Source organism: Vibrio sp. 10N.222.55.A1 (assembly GCF_041473835.1).
GTDB lineage: Bacteria > Pseudomonadota > Gammaproteobacteria > Enterobacterales > Vibrionaceae > Vibrio > Vibrio crassostreae_C.
The window spans coordinates 25,573-45,122 of the sequence record NZ_JBFRSX010000083.1 but is presented as its reverse complement, the minus strand read 5'-3'; the positions used below and the strand labels follow the sequence as shown (position 1 = coordinate 45,122).

Below are 19,550 nucleotides of genomic sequence, written 5' to 3'. Positions count from 1 at the left end.
AGTGATATGAATAATTTGAGTGGAGGCATTATCGGCGAAGTTGTGAGGTAATCATCTGAAAGTTGATCATTTTTAATTGGTTAATTATTCCTTTCTAATCATGTTAAAAGTTCAAACTCATAAATGATACCTATGTCACAGGGTGATTTTAACCAGTTTTGATATGTCAAGATTGCTCACAGAAAGTGCAGTAAATTAAACATACAATATTAATTAAATTGATGGTTGTGACGATGGAACGGCATGAACAAGTTTTGCTTCCCGTATCTTCGAATATCTAAAAAATGACCATTTCATTCGGATAAAAATAATAGACATAGGTTGATATGGATTATGAGTTTTATGAATTCAAAATTGTCTCTAGGGTTTAAAGGAAAATTGATTTTAATGGTGGCGATCGTCAGTTCCAGTGCCTTGGCATTTACGAACTGGTTCACGCTTAACTTGGCGACTGATCAAGTAAACCAAACGATTTATAACGAGATTGATCACTCGTTAACGATAGAAATTAATCAGATTGAAAGCACCGTCCAGCGCACCATCGATACGGTCAATTCCGTTGCACAAGAGTTCATGAAATCCCCATACCAAGTACCAAACGAAGCGCTGATGCATTTTGCCGCTAAGCTCGGTGGTATTGACAAGATTGTAGTGGGTTTTGATGATGGTCGTTCTTACACTTCTCGTCCTTCAGAGTCTTTCCCAAACGGTGTTGGAATCAAAGAAAAATACAACCCAACGACTCGTCCTTGGTATCAACAAGCGAAATTGAAATCAGGTTTATCTTTTAGTGATCTGTTTTTCACCAAGAGTACTCAAGTACCTATGATTGGTGTGACTTACACCTATCAAGATCGCGTCATCATGGCAGACATTCGATTTGATGATTTGGAAACTCAGCTCAAACAGCTAGATAGCATCTACGAAGCCAAAGGTATCATCGTGGATGAGAGAGGGATGGTAATTGCATCCACAATAGAAAACGTGCTTCCACAGAGCAATATATCTTCTGCTGACGCCTTAATGAAACTCAATGAAGCTATTGAACTACCTGACCAATTCATTGAAGGTATGATTGATGGTAATCAGCGAATCTTGATGGCTAAGAAGGTCGATATTGGCAGCCAGAAAGAGTGGTACATGATTTCTAGTATTGATCCTGAACTTGCGCTCGATCAGCTGAATGGTGTGATGTCGGATGCTCGAATGCTGATTATTGCCTGTGTGTTGGGGTCGGTCATATTGATGACTTTACTCCTGAATCGTTTCTACCGCCCAATCGTGTCATTGCGTAAGATTGTTCACGACCTTTCTCAAGGTAATGGCGACCTGACCCAAAGGCTCGCAGAGAAAAGTAATGACGACCTAGGACACATCGCCAAAGACATCAACTTGTTCATCATTGGCTTGCAAGAGATGGTTAAAGACGTGAAATTCAAGAACTCAGATCTTGATACCAAGGTATTAAGTATTCGAGAAGGCTGCAAGGAAACCAGCGATGTACTGAAAGTTCATACCGATGAAACGGTTCAGGTGGTCTCTGCGATTAATGGATTGTCCGAGGCTTCAAGTGAAGTCGAGAAGAACTCACAGTTTGCGGCAGAAGCAGCGCAAGATGCGGCCGTGTCCAGTGACGAGACTAAGCAAATTAACACTGTGACCGAAACGTACATCAGTGATCTTGAGAAGCAAGTTTGTACGACGTCGGATGATATTCGTTCTATGGCCAATGAAACACAGAGCATCCAGTCGATAGTGTCTGTGATTGGTGGTATTGCTGAGCAAACCAACTTGCTTGCGCTGAATGCATCCATTGAGGCGGCGAGAGCAGGCGAGCATGGTCGAGGTTTTGCTGTCGTGGCTGACGAAGTCCGTGCGCTAGCAAACCGAACTCAAATCAGCACCTCTGAAATCGAAGAGGCGTTATCTGGGTTGCAATCTAAATCGGATGGCTTGGTTAAATCGATCGAGTTAACGAAGAGCAATTGTGAGATGACTCGTGCTCAAGTTGTGCAAGCGGTAAACATGCTAGCGAAGCTGACGGAACAGATGAAAACCGTGAGTCGTTTCAACAACGATATCTCTGCTTCTTCTGTCGAGCAAAATGCCTTGATTCATAGTATCGCTAAGAACATGCATAAGATTGAAAGCTTCGTTGAGGAACTCAATAAGCTAAGCCAAGATCAACTGACAGAGTCGGCTGAAATCAAAACACTGAATGGCAGCGTTAGCGAGCTAATGAGTAGCTTTAAAGTCTAACGTTTCTATTAATAAACACTAAAAATCAATGTTTTAATTGTGGCTTTTAGCCTGAGAGCCACTCCAAACCTGTCGAGTTTAGAGTGGCCTTTCTGCGTTGTTTTTGTCTCTAAATCCTCGGTAGCGCCACCTCATATCACCTCATTTGTCGCATCTCACATTATGATAAATAGATAATTGACATAAAATAGTACAAATATATCTTATCACTCTACTCTTATGGATAAGTGAGATAAATGTGAATAAGCCAACCCTCATCGTCGCTCTCGCTTCACTCACCTATGGCTGCGGTTGAAGCAGTTCAAATAGCTCAAGTGATAGCGATGACCCTTCTGATAACACCAGTCCAGGAACGTCTTATGGCGTTGTTGCGCCTTATGATATTGCTAAGTATCAAAACATCCTCTCCAGTTCTGACCTTCAGGTATCGGATCCTAACGGCACAGAGGGCAACAAAACCTCTGAAGTGAAAGATGGCGATTTCGATGGTTACATCAGTAATTACTTTTACGCAGATGAAGAGACGGAAAACCTAATTTTTAAAATGGCGAACTATAAGATGCGTTCTGAGGTTCGTGAGGGAGAAAACTTCGATATCAATGAAACGGGCGTAAGACGAAGCTTGTATGCGGAAATAAGCTTACCTGATATCGAGCATGCAATGGCGAGTTCACCTGCCGACCATGATGAAGTGACGTTGCTGCAGATACACAATAAGGGGACTGATGAGAGTGGCACCGGTTACATTCCTCATCCATTATTGCGTGTGGTTTGGGAGCAGGAGAGGGACGGCCTTACCGGTCATTATTGGGCGGTCATGAAGAGCAATGCGATTGATTGTAGCAGTGCGGCTGACTCTTCGGATTGTTATGCCACGTCATACAATCGCTACGATTTAGGTGAGGCGGAATTGGACAGTTTTACCAAATTTGATCTTTCTGTTTATGAGAACACACTGTCGCTCAAAGTGAATGATGAAGTAAAAGTGAATCAAGACATCGCTTACTGGCAGCATTTATTGAGCTACTTCAAAGCGGGTATCTATAACCAATTTGAGAATGGTGAAGCGATTGCTTACTATCAGGCGTTGAGATACACCACGACTCAAATCGATGGATCAAACGATTGGGACATTAATGATTGGAAGCTGACTATTCCACCGAGTAAGAATGATTGGTATGGAAGCGGTGGTGACAGTGCTGCTGAGTTAGAACCAGAACGTTGTGAATCGAGTAAAGATCTTCTTTCAAATGACAGCGATGTGTACGACAGTGATATTGATCTTTCTTACTTCAATACTGATGAAGGAAGAATGCACTTTAGAGCGGATATGGGATACGGCACCTCTACCCAAAACTCTAGCTATATTCGCTCTGAGCTCAGGGAGTTGTATCAAAGCAGTGTTCAACCGGATTGTAGCACTAGCGATGAAGATACAAGTTGGTATTTGGACGACACTAGAACGAACGCTACCAGTCACGAGTTAACCGCAAGCTTGCGAATTGAAGATTACCCGAACATCAACAATCAAGATCCAAAAGTGGTACTTGGACAAATTCATGGTTGGAAGATCAATCAAGCATTGGTGAAACTGTTATGGGAAGGCGAGAGTAAGCCAGTAAGAGTGATACTGAACTCTGATTTTGAGCGCAACAACCAAGACTGTGATCATTGTGACCCGTTCAGTGTCGAGTTAGGGACTTATTCGGCAAGTGAAGAGTGGCGATATACGATTCGAGCCAATCCAGAAGGTATCTACTTGGCGACTCATGATTTAGATGGAACCAACACCGTTTCTCATTTAATCCCTTGGGGACAAGATTATACAGACAAAGATGGCGACACTGTGTTGTTAACCTCCGATTGGACATCGACAGATATTGCTTTCTATTTCAAAGCGGGCATTTACCCTCAATTTAAACCTGATAGCGGCTATGCTGGTGAGGTGTTCGATGTCAGCTTTAGTTCTCTTAGAGCGGCACACTATTGATTGAGTCGAGATTTAAGCCGTTCCTACATTAAATTAAAAGATCACATTAATGTGGTCTTTTCGGTTTTTAGGGAGAGATAAATCGGCGTTTTCTGATTGCTGGGAACTCGTCTTATTGAGTTTATAGCTCGCACATTCAGTGGAGGAGAGCCGTAGATGACGAGCTTATTTTGTATTCTAAATTTCTATATATTGTCTTTTATCAATAGGAAGTGTGATCCAGTTAAAGCATAGAAAAATCGGAAAGTGTTCCCAGTCTCATTTATTCAATGAAATATTTTATTTGTATTATAAGATTACGTAATATTTTCATGTTATCGCAAATACTGAGAGGGGAACCGCCTTATAGCTCGTGTTTGCTGATTTAGCTTTCACTTACGAACGCTGTCTTTGTATTATAATAATGGATTAAATATGAAACAAATTACTCTAAAAACCTTACTCGCTTCTTCTATTCTACTTGCGGTTGGTTGTGCGAGCACGAGCACGACGACTGCTGATTTTCCAAATAACAAAGAAACGGGTGAAGCGCTTCTAACGCCAGTTTCAGTTGCCGCTAGTAGCCATGATGGTAACGGCCCAGATCGTCTTATTGACCAAGATCTAACCACACGTTGGTCTTCAGCGGGTGACGGTGAGTGGGCAATGCTAGATTATGGTTCAGTTCAAGAATTTGACGCTGTTCAAGCATCTTTCAGTAAAGGTAATGAGCGCCAATCTAAGTTTGATATCCAAGTGAGTGTCGATGGTGAAACCTGGACGACGGTACTTGAGAACCAACTGAGTTCTGGTAAAGCTATCGGTCTTGAGCGTTTCCAATTTGAGCCTGCGGTAAAAGCACGTTACGTAAGATATGTTGGTCACGGCAACACCAAAAACGGTTGGAACAGTGTGACAGGATTAGCCGCAGTTAACTGTAGCATTAACGCATGTCCTGCTAGCCATATCATCACTTCAGACGTGGTAGCAGCAGAAGCAGTTATTATCGCTGAAATGAAAGCGGCAGAAAAAGCACGTAAAGCAGCGCGTAAAGATCTACGCTCTGGTAACTTCGGCGTAGCAGCGGTTTACCCTTGTGAGACGTCAGTTGAATGTGATACTCGCAGCGCACTACCTGTTCCGACAGGCCTACCAGCAACACCAGTTGCAGGTAATGCACCGAGCGAAAACTTCGACATGACTCATTGGTACCTGTCTCAGCCATTCGATCATGACAAAAACGGCAAGCCTGATGATGTGTCTGAGTGGAACCTTGCAAACGGTTACCAGCACCCAGAAATCTTCTACACAGCGGACGATGGCGGCCTAGTATTCAAGGCTTATGTGAAAGGTGTACGTACCTCTAAAAACACTAAGTACGCACGTACTGAGCTTCGTGAGATGATGCGTCGTGGTGACCAGTCTATCAGTACGAAAGGTGTTAACAAGAACAACTGGGTATTCTCAAGTGCACCTGAATCTGATTTAGAAGCTGCGGCAGGTATCGATGGCGTTCTAGAAGCGACATTGAAAATTGACCACGCGACAACAACGGGTAATGCGAATGAAGTAGGTCGCTTTATCATTGGTCAGATTCACGATCAAAACGATGAGCCGATTCGTTTGTACTACCGTAAATTGCCAAACCAACCAACGGGCGCAGTTTACTTTGCACACGAAAGCCAAGACGCAACAAAAGAGGATTTCTACCCTCTAGTGGGCGATATGACGGCTGAAGTGGGCGAAGATGGTATCGCGCTTGGTGAAGTGTTCAGCTACCGCATTGATGTTAAAGGCAACACGATGACGGTAACGCTAATGCGTGAAGGCAAAGACGATGTTGTACAAGTGGTTGATATGAGCAACAGCGGCTATGACGTTGGCGGCAAGTACATGTATTTCAAAGCGGGTGTTTACAACCAAAATATCAGCGGCGACCTAGACGATTACTCTCAAGCGACTTTCTACCAGCTAGACGTATCGCACGATCAGTATCAGGAATAATGAATAAGTTGAATTTACAACTAAAATGGCAGCTATTATTAGCTGCCATTTTTTCATTACCGATAGGACTACTTTTATTTAATCCTAAGGCTTCGCTCTACAAGTTTTGGGTTTTAGGATACTTCGTCAATAAAAAAGGTTCAACGCGGATTAGCGGGAACTAAAAAAAACGGCAGTAAGTGATATGGTTTAGTCGCCAAACAAAAACCATACACAAACGACCGTTTTCATGCCGAATCATACTTTCCTACCTTCATTCTGGGAAGGTTTTCAAATAATAAAGTCTCATCAGACAGCATCACTTATTACCCTGACTCTTAAACCTAACTCTGAGGCTAAGTGCCTTTGTGGTCTTGAAGCCGAGGCTATTCATGAGTATCAATGGCGTCATGTAAAAGAGGCCATGTTGCTCGGTGTTCCTGTTGAACTTTCCGTTCAAACACGAAGAATTAAGTGTCGTGACTGCGGCATAAAAACAGAATCTCTATCTTGGTTGGAGCTTTAAGCTCGTATAACGGAGTGCCTAAAAAGATATATAGAACAAATGCTTACTGAAGATAAAAGCGGCTTTCCCCGGAAAGCCGCGATGAACCATAAAAAAGGCTTAGAAATTTATAAGCCTTTTTAAAGAATGGATAGTCACCATGTTTAAAATGAGTATGTAACACCAACGCGTGTTTTTAACTGACGTTCATTCTCTTCCGCTGAGCCGTAATCTGATGTCCAAAATTCAACATAAGGTCTTAGGTTATCGAATTTATAGCCGATTTTTACACCTAAATCCCATTCCCAATCTTCACCATTCGCTTTGACTTGATCTTCGTAGCTTTTGACGTAGTTCGCCTCATAACTTAATTGAAGGTTTTTTAAATCTTCGTCTTGGAATTTATAAGCGCCAGTCAATGTAAATTTACCTTGCTGAACAGTCTCACCAGCTAATGCTATTTTGTCGCCGTTAACTTTTGTGAGAGAACTGCTTGAACTGTCTGTGTAGTTTTGGAATTCATGACGGTAACGAAGAGCCGTTGTTAGACCGAAGTCAGCTTTATACCCAACACGAAACTGTGGTTTAAATGTTGTTTTTTCATCGCCGAACGTAATAGGCATACCTGGCTGCAAATACCACTTTTCATCTAACGCATAACGAACACCCCAATCAAACTCAGAATCTCCGCGTTCCAATTGGTTATATATATCGCCTTCTGCATTTGGAGCGAACTTTTGTTCAACGCTAAAATATAGCTTTGTCTCGTCTGCTATTTTCGTACTTCCGCCAATTTTAATACGATGCGCGTATTTATCGTCTTCATGCTTATGTTCTGCACGGTAATCAAGAGTTGCGCCAGTCGCTGTGCCTGCAAGAAGAGTTGTAGCAACAATTGCAGCAATTTTTGTAACAGAGTTCATACCTTTGTCTCACTATTATTTTTTATTTTGGATACATCCAATATACCCATGGCTCACAATTTAACACTATAAATGGTATTAAATTAATGTATGACAAATATGGTATTTATTACCGCTTAGTATTTCTGTGATATCTATCAAGAAGTTCTGAATAATGGAGTGAATATATAGTTAAATGTAATGAATGTCCCAGTTTTGCGCCTATTTATTAGGTTGAGCATGACTCGCTTCTCATATTTATAATGCTTGAGAATATACGAAATTAAAAATGTTAAAATAAGACAAATATTCGATTTATCTTTGGGGTTTGGTGGTGATGGCAACCTTGGTTGTTACGAGTGGCTGCTTTATCCAAGAGATCTTGTTCGAAAAGATAAGAGCTGTATTTGAGTGTGTTTAACAAGCTGTTAACCCTAATTTTTGTGGTTGGACTATTTAAATTGAAGAAAATATTTAGTACTAATTCGTGTTCAAAAGTGGTTTCTGTACTGAGTGTGTACTCGGTATCTGTTAACAATAAAGGATGAGTCATGTTTAAGAAAAACATATTAGCAGTGGCGCTATTAGCGACTGTACCAATGGTTACTTTCGCAAATAACGGTGTTTCTTACCCCGTACCTGCCGATAAATTCGATATGCACAATTGGAAAATAACCATACCTTCAGATATCAATGAAGATGGTCGTGTTGATGAAATAGAAGGGGTGGCAATGATGAGCTACTCACATAGCGACTTCTTCCATCTGGATAAAGATGGCAATCTTGTATTTGAAGTGCAGAACCAAGCGATTACGACTAAGAACTCGAAGAATGCACGTTCTGAACTGCGTCAGATGCCACGTGGTGCAAACTTTTCGATTGATACTGCTGATAAAGGAAACCAATGGGCACTGTCTAGCCACCCATCTGCCTCAGAGTACAGTGCGGTTGGTGGAACGCTGGAAGCGACATTAAAAGTCAATCATGTCTCTGTGAACGCTAAATTCCCAGAGAGATATCCAGCTCATTCAGTCGTTGTTGGCCAAATACACGCTAAGAAACACAATGAACTGATTAAAGCGGGAACAGGGTATGGACATGGTAATGAACCACTGAAGATCTTTTATAAGAAGTTTCCTGATCAAGATATGGGTTCAGTATTTTGGAACTATGAACGTAACCTAGAGAAGAAAGATCCTAACCGTGCTGATATTGCTTACCCTGTTTGGGGTAACACATGGGAAAATCCAGCTGAGCCGGGTAAAGCGGGCATTGCACTAGGCGAAGAGTTTAGTTACAAAGTGGAAGTAAAAGGTACCATGATGTATCTAACGTTTGAAACAGAGCGTCACGATACGGTTAAGTATGAAATCGACCTGAGTAAAGGTGTCGATGAACTTGACTCACCAACGGGCTATGCTGAAGATGATTTTTACTACAAAGCTGGCGCATATGGCCAGTGTAGCGTAAATGACACTCACCCTGTTTGGGGCCCAGGTTGTGCTGGCACTGGCGATTTTGCGGTCGATAAAAAGAATGGCGACTACAACAGTGTTACTTTCTCTGCTCTAAAGTTGAACGGCAAATAGTACATAAGGCTAGTTAGAAACAGGCCTTAAGGAATGTTTTCGAAGACCACTGAACCGAATGTTGAGTGGTCTTTTTGTTTTCTATGAGATTTAAGATGAGCCGGGTATCAGCGAGAGTACAATGAAGCTTACCAATGAACGGTACAGCTGAAACAATACAACCTTGTCAAAAGACAAGGTTGTAATCAGAAAGCGTAGAAAGATTTTAGGACGGCGACTCGATACCGGACTTAGTCATACATCAACTCTTTAGCTTTGTCGGCATCAAACTCCTTTAGAGACTTTCGAGCTAAGTGACGGAATGGGAAAGCTTTAACGACTTCTTCGAATGGTTGGATAGCAAAGGCCCAAAAGATAGAGCCATCTAAACCAAAGATGATCAATGCACACAATGGAATTGAAATTACCCATTGACCAGTAAAGTTGATTTTGAAGACTGCGGTCGTTTTTCCTAGTGCTCTTAGTACATTCCCATGAACCGTGTTGTAGCCACGAACAATTGGCAAGAATATGTAGAGTGGGGCGATAACGGCCAATGCTTGATAGGTAGATTCATCCAAGTTCGGGTAAATGTCACCAATGACCAGACTTAATCCTGCGAATAAGAGTGCACAAACGAAAGAAATGACGACTGCAATATCGATACTGGTATCGACGTTTTTGACTAGGTCATCCATCTTTTTGGAGCCAATCGCTTGGCTGATAGTAATCGCGGAAGAGTGAGCCCAAGCGGTAATAAATTGAGAGACAGCCCTGATCCAAGGCATCACCAAAGTAATCGCTACGTAAGCGTTGATGTTAAGTTGCGAATACAACAATTGATATATCGTTGCGCCAATCAAAAGCATGGTCACGTTCGCTGCTACAGGGAATATTTCGATAAAGTGACGGCGAACGTTGGTAAAGAATTCAGAGCGCTGAGCGTCTAATTTGAGTGAAATCGCTGAGCTTAAATGCACGCACAAAACCAAATACAGCAAGCGGATCGTTATTGCAATAATGCTGCCTAATGCAGCGCCTTGTACTCCAATCCCTTCAAAATTAGAAAAACCATGAATCAGCACATATGAGAGTACAGCATTGATAGGCAGTTCAATTAAGTAACCTTTGAATGGGACTTTAGTTCTGCCTAGCGCATTAAATAAAGCAATGATCACCTGCGTTAACGCGGTAAAAATAACGATGTATTTCGAGATGTCTAGATAGCGGCTGATTTCTAAGTGAAGGGAAGCGTCATCTGTTAAAGCTTGAATCAAGGGTTGTTCGAAAAAAGTAAGTAGAAGCCAAAATAGTGTTGCTACGCCAAGGTTGATAAATAACCCTGCCCAAAATGCTTTAGATAATGATGCGGCGATGCCAGAGCCCACTGCGCGGCTTAATACTAACTGAGTACCGTTTGCCAGCGCCATTTGAATTCCCAGTACAAAGGCAACGATAGTCGTCGCAATCCCCATTGCAGCTAAAGGGATTTCACCAAGAGGAGAGACAAGCAGTGTGTCGATCATCAACATCGACTGCATCAAGATACCGTTTAAGGCGAGGGGCCAGGCGAGAGAGAAATTTTTCCTTACGTACGATTGTGAAGACACAAACAACACCTTATGTGTATAACCGTAAGCTTTCTCTGAGGTGGCGGAGTAGAGCGTTTAAAGAAGAAAACACTACGGTAGTTGATGGTTAAAAAATGGGTGCTAAAACAAGACTGACTTGTGTCTTTGAAAAACAAGTCAGTTTGGTTAATCTCGGTTATGCGATGGCTAATTCAACCCTAGAGAGCTTTTGGTTCTCATCGTCTAGCAGGACTTGAGAAGCAATTCGAGCTTGCTTGGCATCGCCAGACATTATTGCGTCGTAAATCGCTTTGTGTTCTTCTAAACAGAAGCGACCGCCTTCAGCGGAGTGGTCGATAAACTGCTTGAAGATAGTCGACAGAATGTTCGCGAATGGAATGTAAAATTGATTACCTGTCGATAAGAAAATCGTTTGGTGAAACAGGTGATCGTTGGTCGTCCACTCTTCATAATCGAAGCTATTTGCTGCGATGGTCATTTTCTGGAAAAGAATCGAAAGCTCTTTGCGTTGCTCTACAGTTGCATTGGTTGCAGCGAGCGCACACGCTTCCGGGTCAATCGCTTTTCTTAAGCCTAAAAATTGAGACAAGAAGGGTTTAGTATCTTCTAAATCTTGGATCCAGTACAGCAATTGCGGGTCCAAGAAGTGCCACTGTGTTCTCGGTTTGATACGAGTGCCCACTTTTGGCTTCGACTCGATTAAACCTTTTGCCGAAAGTAGCTTAGTTGATTCTCGAAGGGCAGTTCTGCTCACTCCAAAGATTTCGCACAGCTCCATTTCGCTGGGTAACTTTTGATTTTCTTCTAACTCGCCTGACAAGATCTTGCGAGCAATTTGTCTCGCCACTTGAACATGAATTCGGCGGCTTGAATCTTCCACCAATGTAAATATTGACATTTAAACCACCTGAAATTGAAACTTTGAAAACACTAAAAGCCAGACGAATCTGGTGTTTAGTGTCAGTGTATACGTCGAATTTAGTGTGAGGTTTTCCCTCATCTACTCGGGTCTGTTAACCTTATATAGTGTGGCGAACTTAAATCGCTGAGTGAGCTTATATAAACCAGCTAACTAGGGCGTTATTTGTCCGCCGTTAACATCTAGGATTTGACCTGTGATGTAACCGCTGCAAGCGTGCGATGCAAAGAAAGCGAATGAAGGGGCAACTTCATCAATATGGCCAAAGCGTCCCATTGGAATGTTGTTAGCAATGGTCGCTTTCAAATCGTCGCTCTTGCCATCGTGAAATGCGGTGTCGATAGTGCCCGGTGAAACAATGTTGAAACGGATATTGTCTTGCGCGAACTCTTTCACCCAATTGCGGTGAATGTCGTGTAACCAAGCCTTAGACGCGGCATAGATGCCTGCACCAACACCACCGCCTTCGCGAGCGGCGATAGATCCTGTGCTAATCACACAAGATGTTTGCCCGGACTCAGCAGCAGAGGCGCGTAAGTGCGGGATAGAGAACTTGGTTGTCATCAGCGCAGAGCGAACATTAAGGTTCATTACGCGCTCATAAAACTCATCATCGATATTTTCTAGATTGGCGCGACCACCAAGGCCACCGGCGTTGTTAATCAACACGTCCATGCCACCAAAATGATCAGTGAACTCTTTGACTAACCTTTCGCACTCTAATGTGTCCATTAGGTTTGCAGGAAAAAAGGCAACATCGCCACCCAGTGCGGTAAGTTCAGATAGAACGTCATCGACTTTTGGGCTGAAAGCACGACTATTGATGCCGATTTTTGCGCCGTATTTTGCAAAGACACGTGCGGTAGCTAAACCCATACCAGCAGTAGAGCCAGTAATTAGAATGCGTTTGCCTTTTAAATCGTTAAACATCAGAGCCGCCTATATTGTAGATTATTCACACCAATAAATCATACAATAACACTTGCTATATTCAAGGGTGTTTATCTAAAAACGGGTTATTACCGACATAAATAGTGAGAGTAAGGGTGGTTTTGTGAGTTCACGCATACATTGAAATAGTAAATGAGAACTATTTGTATGAATTAATAGGTTGAATTGGTTTTATAAACCTAAAGATGAGCAGGTTTGTGAAATATTGCTCCAACTTTTACTGGTAGTGACCTCACGTTATTCTGATGCTGTGTTGGTGAAGATATAAATCAGTGCTATAGTCCGAGAAAAATAATACATATCTAATCGGTAAGTAGACACATGGCTGGCTCTTTCAATTCTATTTCAGGCTCTAAGCGAAGCCTTCATGTGCAAGTTGCACGTGAAATCGCCCGTGGTATTTTGTCGGGCAATTTGCCTCAAGGTTCTATTATCCCTGGTGAAATGGCTCTGTGTGAGCAATTTGGTATCAGTAGAACAGCATTAAGAGAAGCGGTTAAGCTTCTGACTTCAAAAGGTCTATTAGAATCTCGTCCTAAGATTGGTACTCGCGTTGTTAACCGCGCGTTCTGGAACTTCTTAGATCCACAATTGATCGAATGGATGGACGGTTTGGCCGATACAGACCAATTCTGTCATCAGTTTTTGGGTTTACGCCGCGCAATTGAGCCAGAAGCGTGTGCTTTAGCTGCTCAGTTCGCGAGTGCAGAACAACGTATTGAGCTGTCTAGTATTTTCCAACAAATGGTAGAAATCTCTAGCGAAGAAACGCTTGATCAAGAGCGTTGGCTAGATATTGATATGAAATTCCATAGCCTGATCTTCAATGCAACAGGTAACGACTTCTACCTTCCATTTGGTAACATCTTGACGACCATGTTTGTTAACTTTATTTCTCACTCTTCTGAAGAGGGAAGTACTTGTATTAACGAACACCGCCAGATTTATGAAGCAATCATGGCAGGTAATAGTGACAAAGCACGCCACGCGTCAGCAAGTCACCTGTTAGAAACAAATCACAGATTACCAGCCGTTAGTTAATTGTTTTCACTGTTATTTTAGCTTTGATCGTTTTGCATTATCGACGAGAGGTCATTCTCGCAAAACTAGGGTAGTCAAAGTTAAAATTACGGTTGTACAAAAGCTAACTTCAGCAGTGACCTCTAAAAAGCACGTTCCATACGTGCTTTTTTTGCATCCAAATTTGATGAAAACCTGACTGGTGTCCAATATTTAATCTATTATTTGCTGTTTCGTTAAAAGCACTAGTAACCAGTATTTTAAGTTATATAATAATACTAATTAAATTATTGTGAGTGTGATTATGCCCCAGTCTCTACTGCCAAATATTCTTCAATTCATAGGTCAAATCGACCCATTCGATAAGATCCCTAAACAAGCACTTCGCGAACTTGCCTCTAACGTGCAAATTACTTATCTCGGCAAGGGAGATGTGGTCGATTTGTGTGAGTCTGGGAAGGAAAAATCGCTCTATATCATTCGAACGGGCTCTATGGAGCAACGAAAATCGGATGGTGTGCTTCGTGCCCGTCTAGGCAGTGAAGATTTGTTTGGCTTTACGTTCTTAGATTCTGAAGTCAACGACGAAAAAGGCTATAGAGCTGTCGCAATCGAAAACACCTTACTTTATGTGATTCCACACTCGGCACTTCAAACGCTTTTCAAAGCCTTTCCAAGTTGCGCAGAACACTTTGCTTCACAGGCGCAGGTTCGCTTGAAGTCGGCACTGGATGTGGTCTGGTCGAATAAAGAGAAAGGCCTGTTCATTCGTAAAGTTGAGGAAGTGGCAAGCGGGCAGGTGGCAATTGTTAAGTCTGAGCAAACCATCCAGTCGGTTGCGGTTGAAATGCTTCATCAACGCTCACCGTGTGCCGTGATCTATGAAGGTGAAACCATTGTTGGTTTGATCACCGACCGAGACATGACTAAGCGAGTGATTGCCCACGGCGTGAGTACTGATAGCCTGATCTCAGAGGTAATGACGCACTCTCCACTTACTGTAAAACCGGATGATCTGGTGCTGCATGCGGCCTCTATCATGATGCAATTTAATATCCGTAACTTGCCCGTTGTGAAAGAGAATAAGGTCGTTGGTCTTCTTACTACGTCTCATTTGGTTCAAAACCACCGTGTTCAAGCGATATTCTTGATCGAGAAAATCAAATACGCGGGCAGCGTGAAAACCATGTCTTCGTTCACCTCAGAGCGACAAGCTATTTTTGAAGCGCTGGTGGAAGGTAAAGTGGCGCCTGAAACCGTCGGCAAGGTAATGACCATGATTATGGACGCCTACACCCGTCGATTGATTCAAATAGCGATTGATAAGTTAGGCCCACCACCGTGTGATTTCTCTTGGATCGTAGCCGGATCGCACGCACGTAATGAAGTGCACATGTTGTCGGACCAAGACAGCGCGATTGTTCTTGCTGACGATGCAACCGACAGTGACCGTATTTACTTCAAACACTTAGCGATGATGGTGACCAACGGCTTAGCAAGCTGTCACTACCCATTATGTCCAGGTAAATTCATGGCTGCGACGCCAAAATGGTGTCAGCCACTCAGTGTATGGAAGCACTACTACAAGAAGTGGGTGGCTAACCCAGAGTACGAACGCTTGCTTAATATCAGTGTGTTCCTAGAAATTCGTACTATCTACGGCAACAGTGAGTTCGAAGGTATTCTGCGCGATGAGCTGCATAGCAATATTCGCGGTAACCGTGAGTTTTTAAGCACGCTAGTGAAAGACGCGGTCAATACCAACCCGCCACTTGGCATCTTCAATAGCTTAGTGCTAGAGAAGTCAGGTGAGAATAAGAAAACGTTGAACGTGAAGAAGTACGCGATCAACTTGATTATCGACTTAGCGCGTATTTATGGCCTTGCTGTGGAGTGCGATTTGTCGGCGACTGACGAACGTTTCGCTGCTGCCAATGAAAAAGGCATGCTGAGCGACGATGCATTCAAGAACATTCTGGGTGCTTACCAGTTCATTCTCTCTTTCCGTTTTGGCCATCAACTTGAAGCGCTGAAGAACGGGGATGTGCCTGACAACAACATCAACCCAGATAGCTTTGGTAGCTTTGAGCGTAAACACTTGAAAGATGCCTTTAGGATCATTGCTGACCTTCAAGAAGCGGCGAAAATTCGTTTCGGAGCACGTTAATGAAGCTATGTTCAACTAATAAATGTTTAAAACGAATGCTAAACTATTTTCACCCGCTTGAACGAATTAAACGCAAGCGTAAGCAATATTTGGGTACGGTTAAGCTGCCAGAAGCGTTACATGATCTGGTAGAACAGCCTTGTCCTGAAATGACGGATTTGGCCAAAGACAGCGACTATATCGTGTTGGATCTCGAAACCACAGGCTTAGACAGCGAACAAGATCTTATCTTGTCTATGGGATGGGTCGATGTGGTGAAAGGACGAATCGATTTGGCTTCTGCCAAGCATATCTACCTGAACAATGATTCTCAGATTAACGCTGAAACTGCGGTGATTAACCACATCACACCACAGATGCTGGAAGAGGGCGCATCTATTCATGATGCGATGCTCGCTTTCTTCGAAGCAGCGAAAGGCAAGATTATCGTCGCGCACGCGTGTGTAGTCGAAGAGAAGTTCATTAGCCAATACCTTCTTCGCTGCTACGGTTTAAGAGCGATTCCTCTGCTTTGGCTTGATACCTTGTGTATTGAGAAAAGCATGGAGAAAGCGATCAGCAATCATGAAGAAGTCGATTTAACCTTGGCAGGGACTCGCGAAAGGTACGGGCTTCCTGAGTACAACAGCCACAATGCATTAGCCGATGCCGTTTCGACAGCGGAATTGTTTTTGGCTCAGCAGAAGCGAGTTGTGCCTAACGATAATGTGACCGTTGCCTTTCTCTATCGGATTAGTCACTAGGAAAAAGAGCTGCAAGTGCGCGGCTCTTATTTTACTGATTTTAAAGGAAAAAAAGCCAGCGATTAAGCTGGCTTTTGTTTAGGTCTTAGAAAATTAGGACAGTAATTATCTTAGATTATTTATGTAGCTATCGATTAGAAGCTGTAAGTTAGACCAACACGGCTACGCAGTTCACGAGTCGCTTTAGTTGATGAAGTGCTCACATCACCAAACTCTACATATGGTGCCCATTGACCCATAATATGGCGAATGCTTGCGTTCAACTCGTAGTTGGTATCGTCGTTGTCGTAGATGTCATAGCCATCCGCTTTGTAGTAGTTACCTTCTAGACCAAAGCGCCAGTTTTCCATTGAGTAGTTAACGTTTGCCGTTAGACGGTGACGACGTTGATTAGAAACATTTTTATCAACCGTGATTGGAACACCGTCACTATCAACAATAACATCACCATTGTCATCGAATTGATACTCTGAGCTGCTAGTGTTCTGTCTCATATCGTAACGGTAACGAGCACTTAGGCTTAGACCATCAACGCTATCCACTTTGTATGTTGCACGAACTTGAGGCTTGTATGTAACGCCAGATTCACGACCTTCAATTGGCATACCGTAAGTCATTGTCCAGTTATCGTTTAGTACATGACGGTAGTTTAGACCAAGCTCCCAACCATTGTTCTTCAAATCTTCCATGAATTTACCGTCTTCTCCCTTGAATTTCGCTTCGATATCTACAAGGAAGTTGCCAATGCTATCGCCAAGTTTTACACGAGTAGCGTGTTGATCTGTATGACTCTTGTATTCGTGTCTCATATCGAAAGACGCAGCAGATACAGAGCCAGCAGCGAGTACAGATGCCACAGCAATCACGATTTTAGTTTTATTCATGGTATTAATTCCATATTTATAGGTTGAGTATTGGCCATAATTACAAGCCAAATAGAGTAGTTCTTGTCTTAAATGCATTTTGTTTTTGAAATTATTTCTTGGTTATTTCAAATTTATTTTGCATTTAAATAATACAAATATGGTAGCGATCCGAGGCGTGATGATCTGTGAACTTGATCGTGTTGTTAGGACAAAACCACTATTTACAAAGGGTTACAAAATCGAGTTGTTTCGTTAAGTTGATGTTTTTTAGTGATTTGTTTGGATGTTGATAATGGTTTTGAAGAGTTTTGTTCATCAATAAATGTGCGCTACAGCAAAAAATTGAACCTTTAGATATCATTTTTATTTGTAATACATTATTATTTACTAACTTTCTGTAGCAATACATAACTTTGCTGTGTTGATTGCATGAACAGACGGTGTGAAGCCGAATAAGTAAGAGTGGTCTTGAAGCTAAATGGATTAAATCCACCGCTTTAAGAACATGAGACATTTACTTGAGGTGATTTAAAGCTCAATCAGAGAAGGTTTGAAATGTAGTAGGCAAGGTAGTGACATAGCCTGCTATATAAGTATGAACTTGATAGGAATGAACTGGGTTCGAATCGTTACCCGTTGTTCTCATCAGCGACAAAGAAGAAATCGTTGAAGTGCTTGCGAAAGCATTTTGATTATTGCTCCCAACTATTCTAATTATAACTTCTGCTTTCATCTAGAAAGGTAGGAGGTGGTAGTCGAAGATCTACCCTTGCGCTCATGTTGATACAGGCAACATGAGCGTTTTTTTATTTGAAATTTGAGTAGAGAGTCGTGTGCGGCTCAATAAGCGTGTAAACCGCGGCTTAAGAATAGGCTTTTAGGTTGATGACAACACGCTCAAGTGAGTCTGTTACAGCATCAAAGCCACGAACATTCACGCTTAATCACATGAATGTTCGTTTCCCTTCTCTTCTCTTCTCTTGTCTCTTAGTTGCAGACGTGTAGCTGCAAACTTTAACAGCAGGCGTTTAGTTATATCAAAGAGCTCCGTGAGAGCTGTTCTTGAGGCTTAGCTTTCTGTAGGCATCCACACCTGTTTAGAGGTGACTTTGTGATCTTTAAAGGTCAGTTCTTCAACTTTGTCACCGTTAGTATTCCAGCGAGTAAGTTTTCCGTTCGCGACTTCACCTTCATCAAACTTCGCTTGGCTGGCCTTATTGCCATTAGGGTAGTAGTCCGTTACCAATCCATCTTTTTGCCCGTCACTGAATTCGGCTGTTAGGCTTTGTTCGCCATTGGGATACCAGCGAGAGGCAACACCAGACAACTCATTGTCTTTATAGTTGAGCTCTGCTTTTTTCTGTCCGTTTGGATACCAGGTTTCAGCTTTGCCTTGCAGTTCACCTTTTACGTAATTCACTTTAGAAGCGACTTGGCCATTCGGATACCAGTTAGTTTCTAGCCCAAGTTCTAAGCCATCGGCAAACTGAGCTTGGGTCGCGACTTGGCCGTTATCGAACTTCTCTTCAAATTGACCAGTGAAAGGTTTTGAATGGTTTACTTGGTAAGCCACGCCTTTACGCATCTGTAAGTAGTCAACAGCATCTTCACGCGGTGTTGCTGCATAGCTCATAGAAGATACCGTACTAAGAGCAATTAAGATTGGAACGTATTTCTTCATAATGACACCTTTTTATTGGACGGGGAAAGTGTAACGGGTGTGTTAAAAGCATTTCACTTCCGTGTATCCCTGTCAGTATCTAATAGTGGTTTTCAAGTTTTCATTATTGGCTGCCTAATATAGGGAACTTTTAAAAGCAAATTATCGATCTTATTTGTAATACAAATATGTTGGTTTAATTCATTTTTATAAATTATATCTAACGATATTTTTGCTGCTCTTCTTTAAGCTTTGATCGTCAAGAATAATAGTTTTTAACGATGAATCTTCGATTTTTAGAGACTTTGTTCATGTTTTTCGGGGTTTTGGTCGAAATTTAGTGCGGATAACTGCACTGACTTGAGGAATTGCGCTCCTAGGTGGTGCAACTTTGAACTCGATCACTTGTATGATTAATTGAGTGTCAGACTGTAAGATCACTGTCA

General features: G+C 42.3%; 13 protein-coding genes and 1 pseudogene. 8 read left to right on the top strand and 6 right to left on the bottom strand.

Going from position 1 to position 19,550, the window contains the following annotated elements:
• Positions 1–387: 387 nt before the first annotated feature.
• The 4 genes and pseudogenes from AB4493_RS20475 to AB4493_RS20460 all read left to right on the top strand — a co-directional run bounded on the left by AB4493_RS20475 (position 388) and on the right by AB4493_RS20460 (position 6,737).
• On the top strand, positions 388–2,259 hold the full coding sequence (locus AB4493_RS20475; RefSeq protein WP_372112272.1) for a methyl-accepting chemotaxis protein: 1,872 nt from the start codon (positions 388–390) through the stop codon (positions 2,257–2,259).
• Between the two features lie 238 nt (positions 2,260–2,497).
• A pseudogene (locus AB4493_RS20470) lies at positions 2,498–4,249 on the top strand (polysaccharide lyase family 7 protein).
• Between the two features lie 414 nt (positions 4,250–4,663).
• Positions 4,664–6,232, top strand: a complete 1,569-nt coding sequence (locus AB4493_RS20465; protein ID WP_372155712.1) for a polysaccharide lyase family 7 protein — start codon at positions 4,664–4,666, stop codon at positions 6,230–6,232.
• Positions 6,233–6,461: 229 nt separating this feature from the next.
• On the top strand, positions 6,462–6,737 hold the full coding sequence (locus tag AB4493_RS20460) for a hypothetical protein (RefSeq protein ID WP_372155710.1): 276 nt from the start codon (positions 6,462–6,464) through the stop codon (positions 6,735–6,737).
• A gap of 143 nt (positions 6,738–6,880) precedes the next feature.
• Here AB4493_RS20460 and AB4493_RS20455 read toward each other — a convergent pair whose 3' ends face one another.
• Positions 6,881–7,639: an oligogalacturonate-specific porin KdgM family protein gene (locus tag AB4493_RS20455; protein ID WP_114633649.1), complete on the bottom strand. Its 759-nt coding sequence runs from the start codon at positions 7,637–7,639 to the stop codon at positions 6,881–6,883.
• A gap of 530 nt (positions 7,640–8,169) precedes the next feature.
• On the opposite strand from AB4493_RS20455, the gene AB4493_RS20450 reads away from it, so the two are divergent.
• Positions 8,170–9,207 carry a polysaccharide lyase family 7 protein gene (locus tag AB4493_RS20450; RefSeq protein WP_010438377.1) on the top strand — a complete coding sequence of 346 codons (1,038 nt, stop codon included), beginning with the start codon at positions 8,170–8,172 and terminating at the stop codon, positions 9,205–9,207.
• Positions 9,208–9,437: 230 nt separating this feature from the next.
• Here the strand turns inward: AB4493_RS20450 and AB4493_RS20445 are convergent, their stop codons facing one another.
• The 3 genes from AB4493_RS20445 to AB4493_RS20435 form a co-directional block, all read right to left on the bottom strand.
• Complete coding sequence (locus tag AB4493_RS20445; protein ID WP_081322222.1) at positions 9,438–10,805, bottom strand: MATE family efflux transporter; 1,368 nt, start codon at positions 10,803–10,805, stop codon at positions 9,438–9,440.
• Between the two features lie 148 nt (positions 10,806–10,953).
• Positions 10,954–11,676 (bottom strand): FadR/GntR family transcriptional regulator, encoded by a 723-nt coding sequence (locus tag AB4493_RS20440; protein ID WP_017063624.1) that lies wholly within the window; start codon positions 11,674–11,676, stop codon positions 10,954–10,956.
• 174 nt (positions 11,677–11,850) lie between these two features.
• Positions 11,851–12,627 (bottom strand): SDR family NAD(P)-dependent oxidoreductase, encoded by a 777-nt coding sequence (locus AB4493_RS20435; RefSeq protein ID WP_017072470.1) that lies wholly within the window; start codon positions 12,625–12,627, stop codon positions 11,851–11,853.
• Positions 12,628–12,969: 342 nt separating this feature from the next.
• Here AB4493_RS20435 and AB4493_RS20430 point away from each other — a divergent pair, with 342 nt between their 5' ends.
• From AB4493_RS20430 to AB4493_RS20420, 3 genes are all read left to right on the top strand, one after another.
• The gene (locus AB4493_RS20430; RefSeq protein ID WP_136981708.1) at positions 12,970–13,689 is read left to right on the top strand and encodes a FadR/GntR family transcriptional regulator; all 720 of its coding nucleotides are present in this window, start codon (positions 12,970–12,972) and stop codon (positions 13,687–13,689) included.
• A gap of 283 nt (positions 13,690–13,972) precedes the next feature.
• Positions 13,973–15,835, top strand: coding sequence for a DUF294 nucleotidyltransferase-like domain-containing protein (locus tag AB4493_RS20425; protein WP_017069961.1), 1,863 nt, complete (start codon positions 13,973–13,975; stop codon positions 15,833–15,835).
• Complete coding sequence (locus AB4493_RS20420) at positions 15,835–16,578, top strand: 3'-5' exonuclease (protein ID WP_102394492.1); 744 nt, start codon at positions 15,835–15,837, stop codon at positions 16,576–16,578. Before AB4493_RS20425 ends, AB4493_RS20420 begins: the two co-directional genes overlap by 1 nt.
• Positions 16,579–16,712: 134 nt before the next feature.
• Here AB4493_RS20420 and AB4493_RS20415 read toward each other — a convergent pair whose 3' ends face one another.
• Both AB4493_RS20415 and AB4493_RS20410 read right to left on the bottom strand, forming a co-directional pair.
• Positions 16,713–17,462: an oligogalacturonate-specific porin KdgM family protein gene (locus tag AB4493_RS20415; protein WP_048616477.1), complete on the bottom strand. Its 750-nt coding sequence runs from the start codon at positions 17,460–17,462 to the stop codon at positions 16,713–16,715.
• Positions 17,463–18,513: 1,051 nt separating this feature from the next.
• Positions 18,514–19,125, bottom strand: coding sequence for a toxin-antitoxin system YwqK family antitoxin (locus AB4493_RS20410; RefSeq protein WP_372155709.1), 612 nt, complete (start codon positions 19,123–19,125; stop codon positions 18,514–18,516).
• Between the last annotated feature and the right edge of the window lie 425 nt (positions 19,126–19,550).

Bases quoted from the DNA above. Each gene is read 5' to 3' on its own strand.
- AB4493_RS20450 (WP_010438377.1), top strand. From the start codon at position 8,170: ATGTTTAAGAAAAACATATTAGCAGTGGCGCTATTAGCGACTGTACCA.
- AB4493_RS20410 (WP_372155709.1), bottom strand. From the start codon at position 19,125: ATGAAGAAATACGTTCCAATCTTAATTGCTCTTAGTACGGTATCTTCT.
- AB4493_RS20475 (WP_372112272.1), top strand. From the start codon at position 388: ATGGTGGCGATCGTCAGTTCCAGTGCCTTGGCATTTACGAACTGGTTC.
- AB4493_RS20460 (WP_372155710.1), top strand. From the start codon at position 6,462: ATGCCGAATCATACTTTCCTACCTTCATTCTGGGAAGGTTTTCAAATA.
- AB4493_RS20425 (WP_017069961.1), top strand. From the start codon at position 13,973: ATGCCCCAGTCTCTACTGCCAAATATTCTTCAATTCATAGGTCAAATC.
- AB4493_RS20440 (WP_017063624.1), bottom strand. From the start codon at position 11,676: ATGTCAATATTTACATTGGTGGAAGATTCAAGCCGCCGAATTCATGTT.
- AB4493_RS20465 (WP_372155712.1), top strand. From the start codon at position 4,664: ATGAAACAAATTACTCTAAAAACCTTACTCGCTTCTTCTATTCTACTT.
- AB4493_RS20435 (WP_017072470.1), bottom strand. From the start codon at position 12,627: ATGTTTAACGATTTAAAAGGCAAACGCATTCTAATTACTGGCTCTACT.
- AB4493_RS20420 (WP_102394492.1), top strand. From the start codon at position 15,835: ATGAAGCTATGTTCAACTAATAAATGTTTAAAACGAATGCTAAACTAT.
- AB4493_RS20430 (WP_136981708.1), top strand. From the start codon at position 12,970: ATGGCTGGCTCTTTCAATTCTATTTCAGGCTCTAAGCGAAGCCTTCAT.
- AB4493_RS20415 (WP_048616477.1), bottom strand. From the start codon at position 17,462: ATGAATAAAACTAAAATCGTGATTGCTGTGGCATCTGTACTCGCTGCT.
- AB4493_RS20455 (WP_114633649.1), bottom strand. From the start codon at position 7,639: ATGAACTCTGTTACAAAAATTGCTGCAATTGTTGCTACAACTCTTCTT.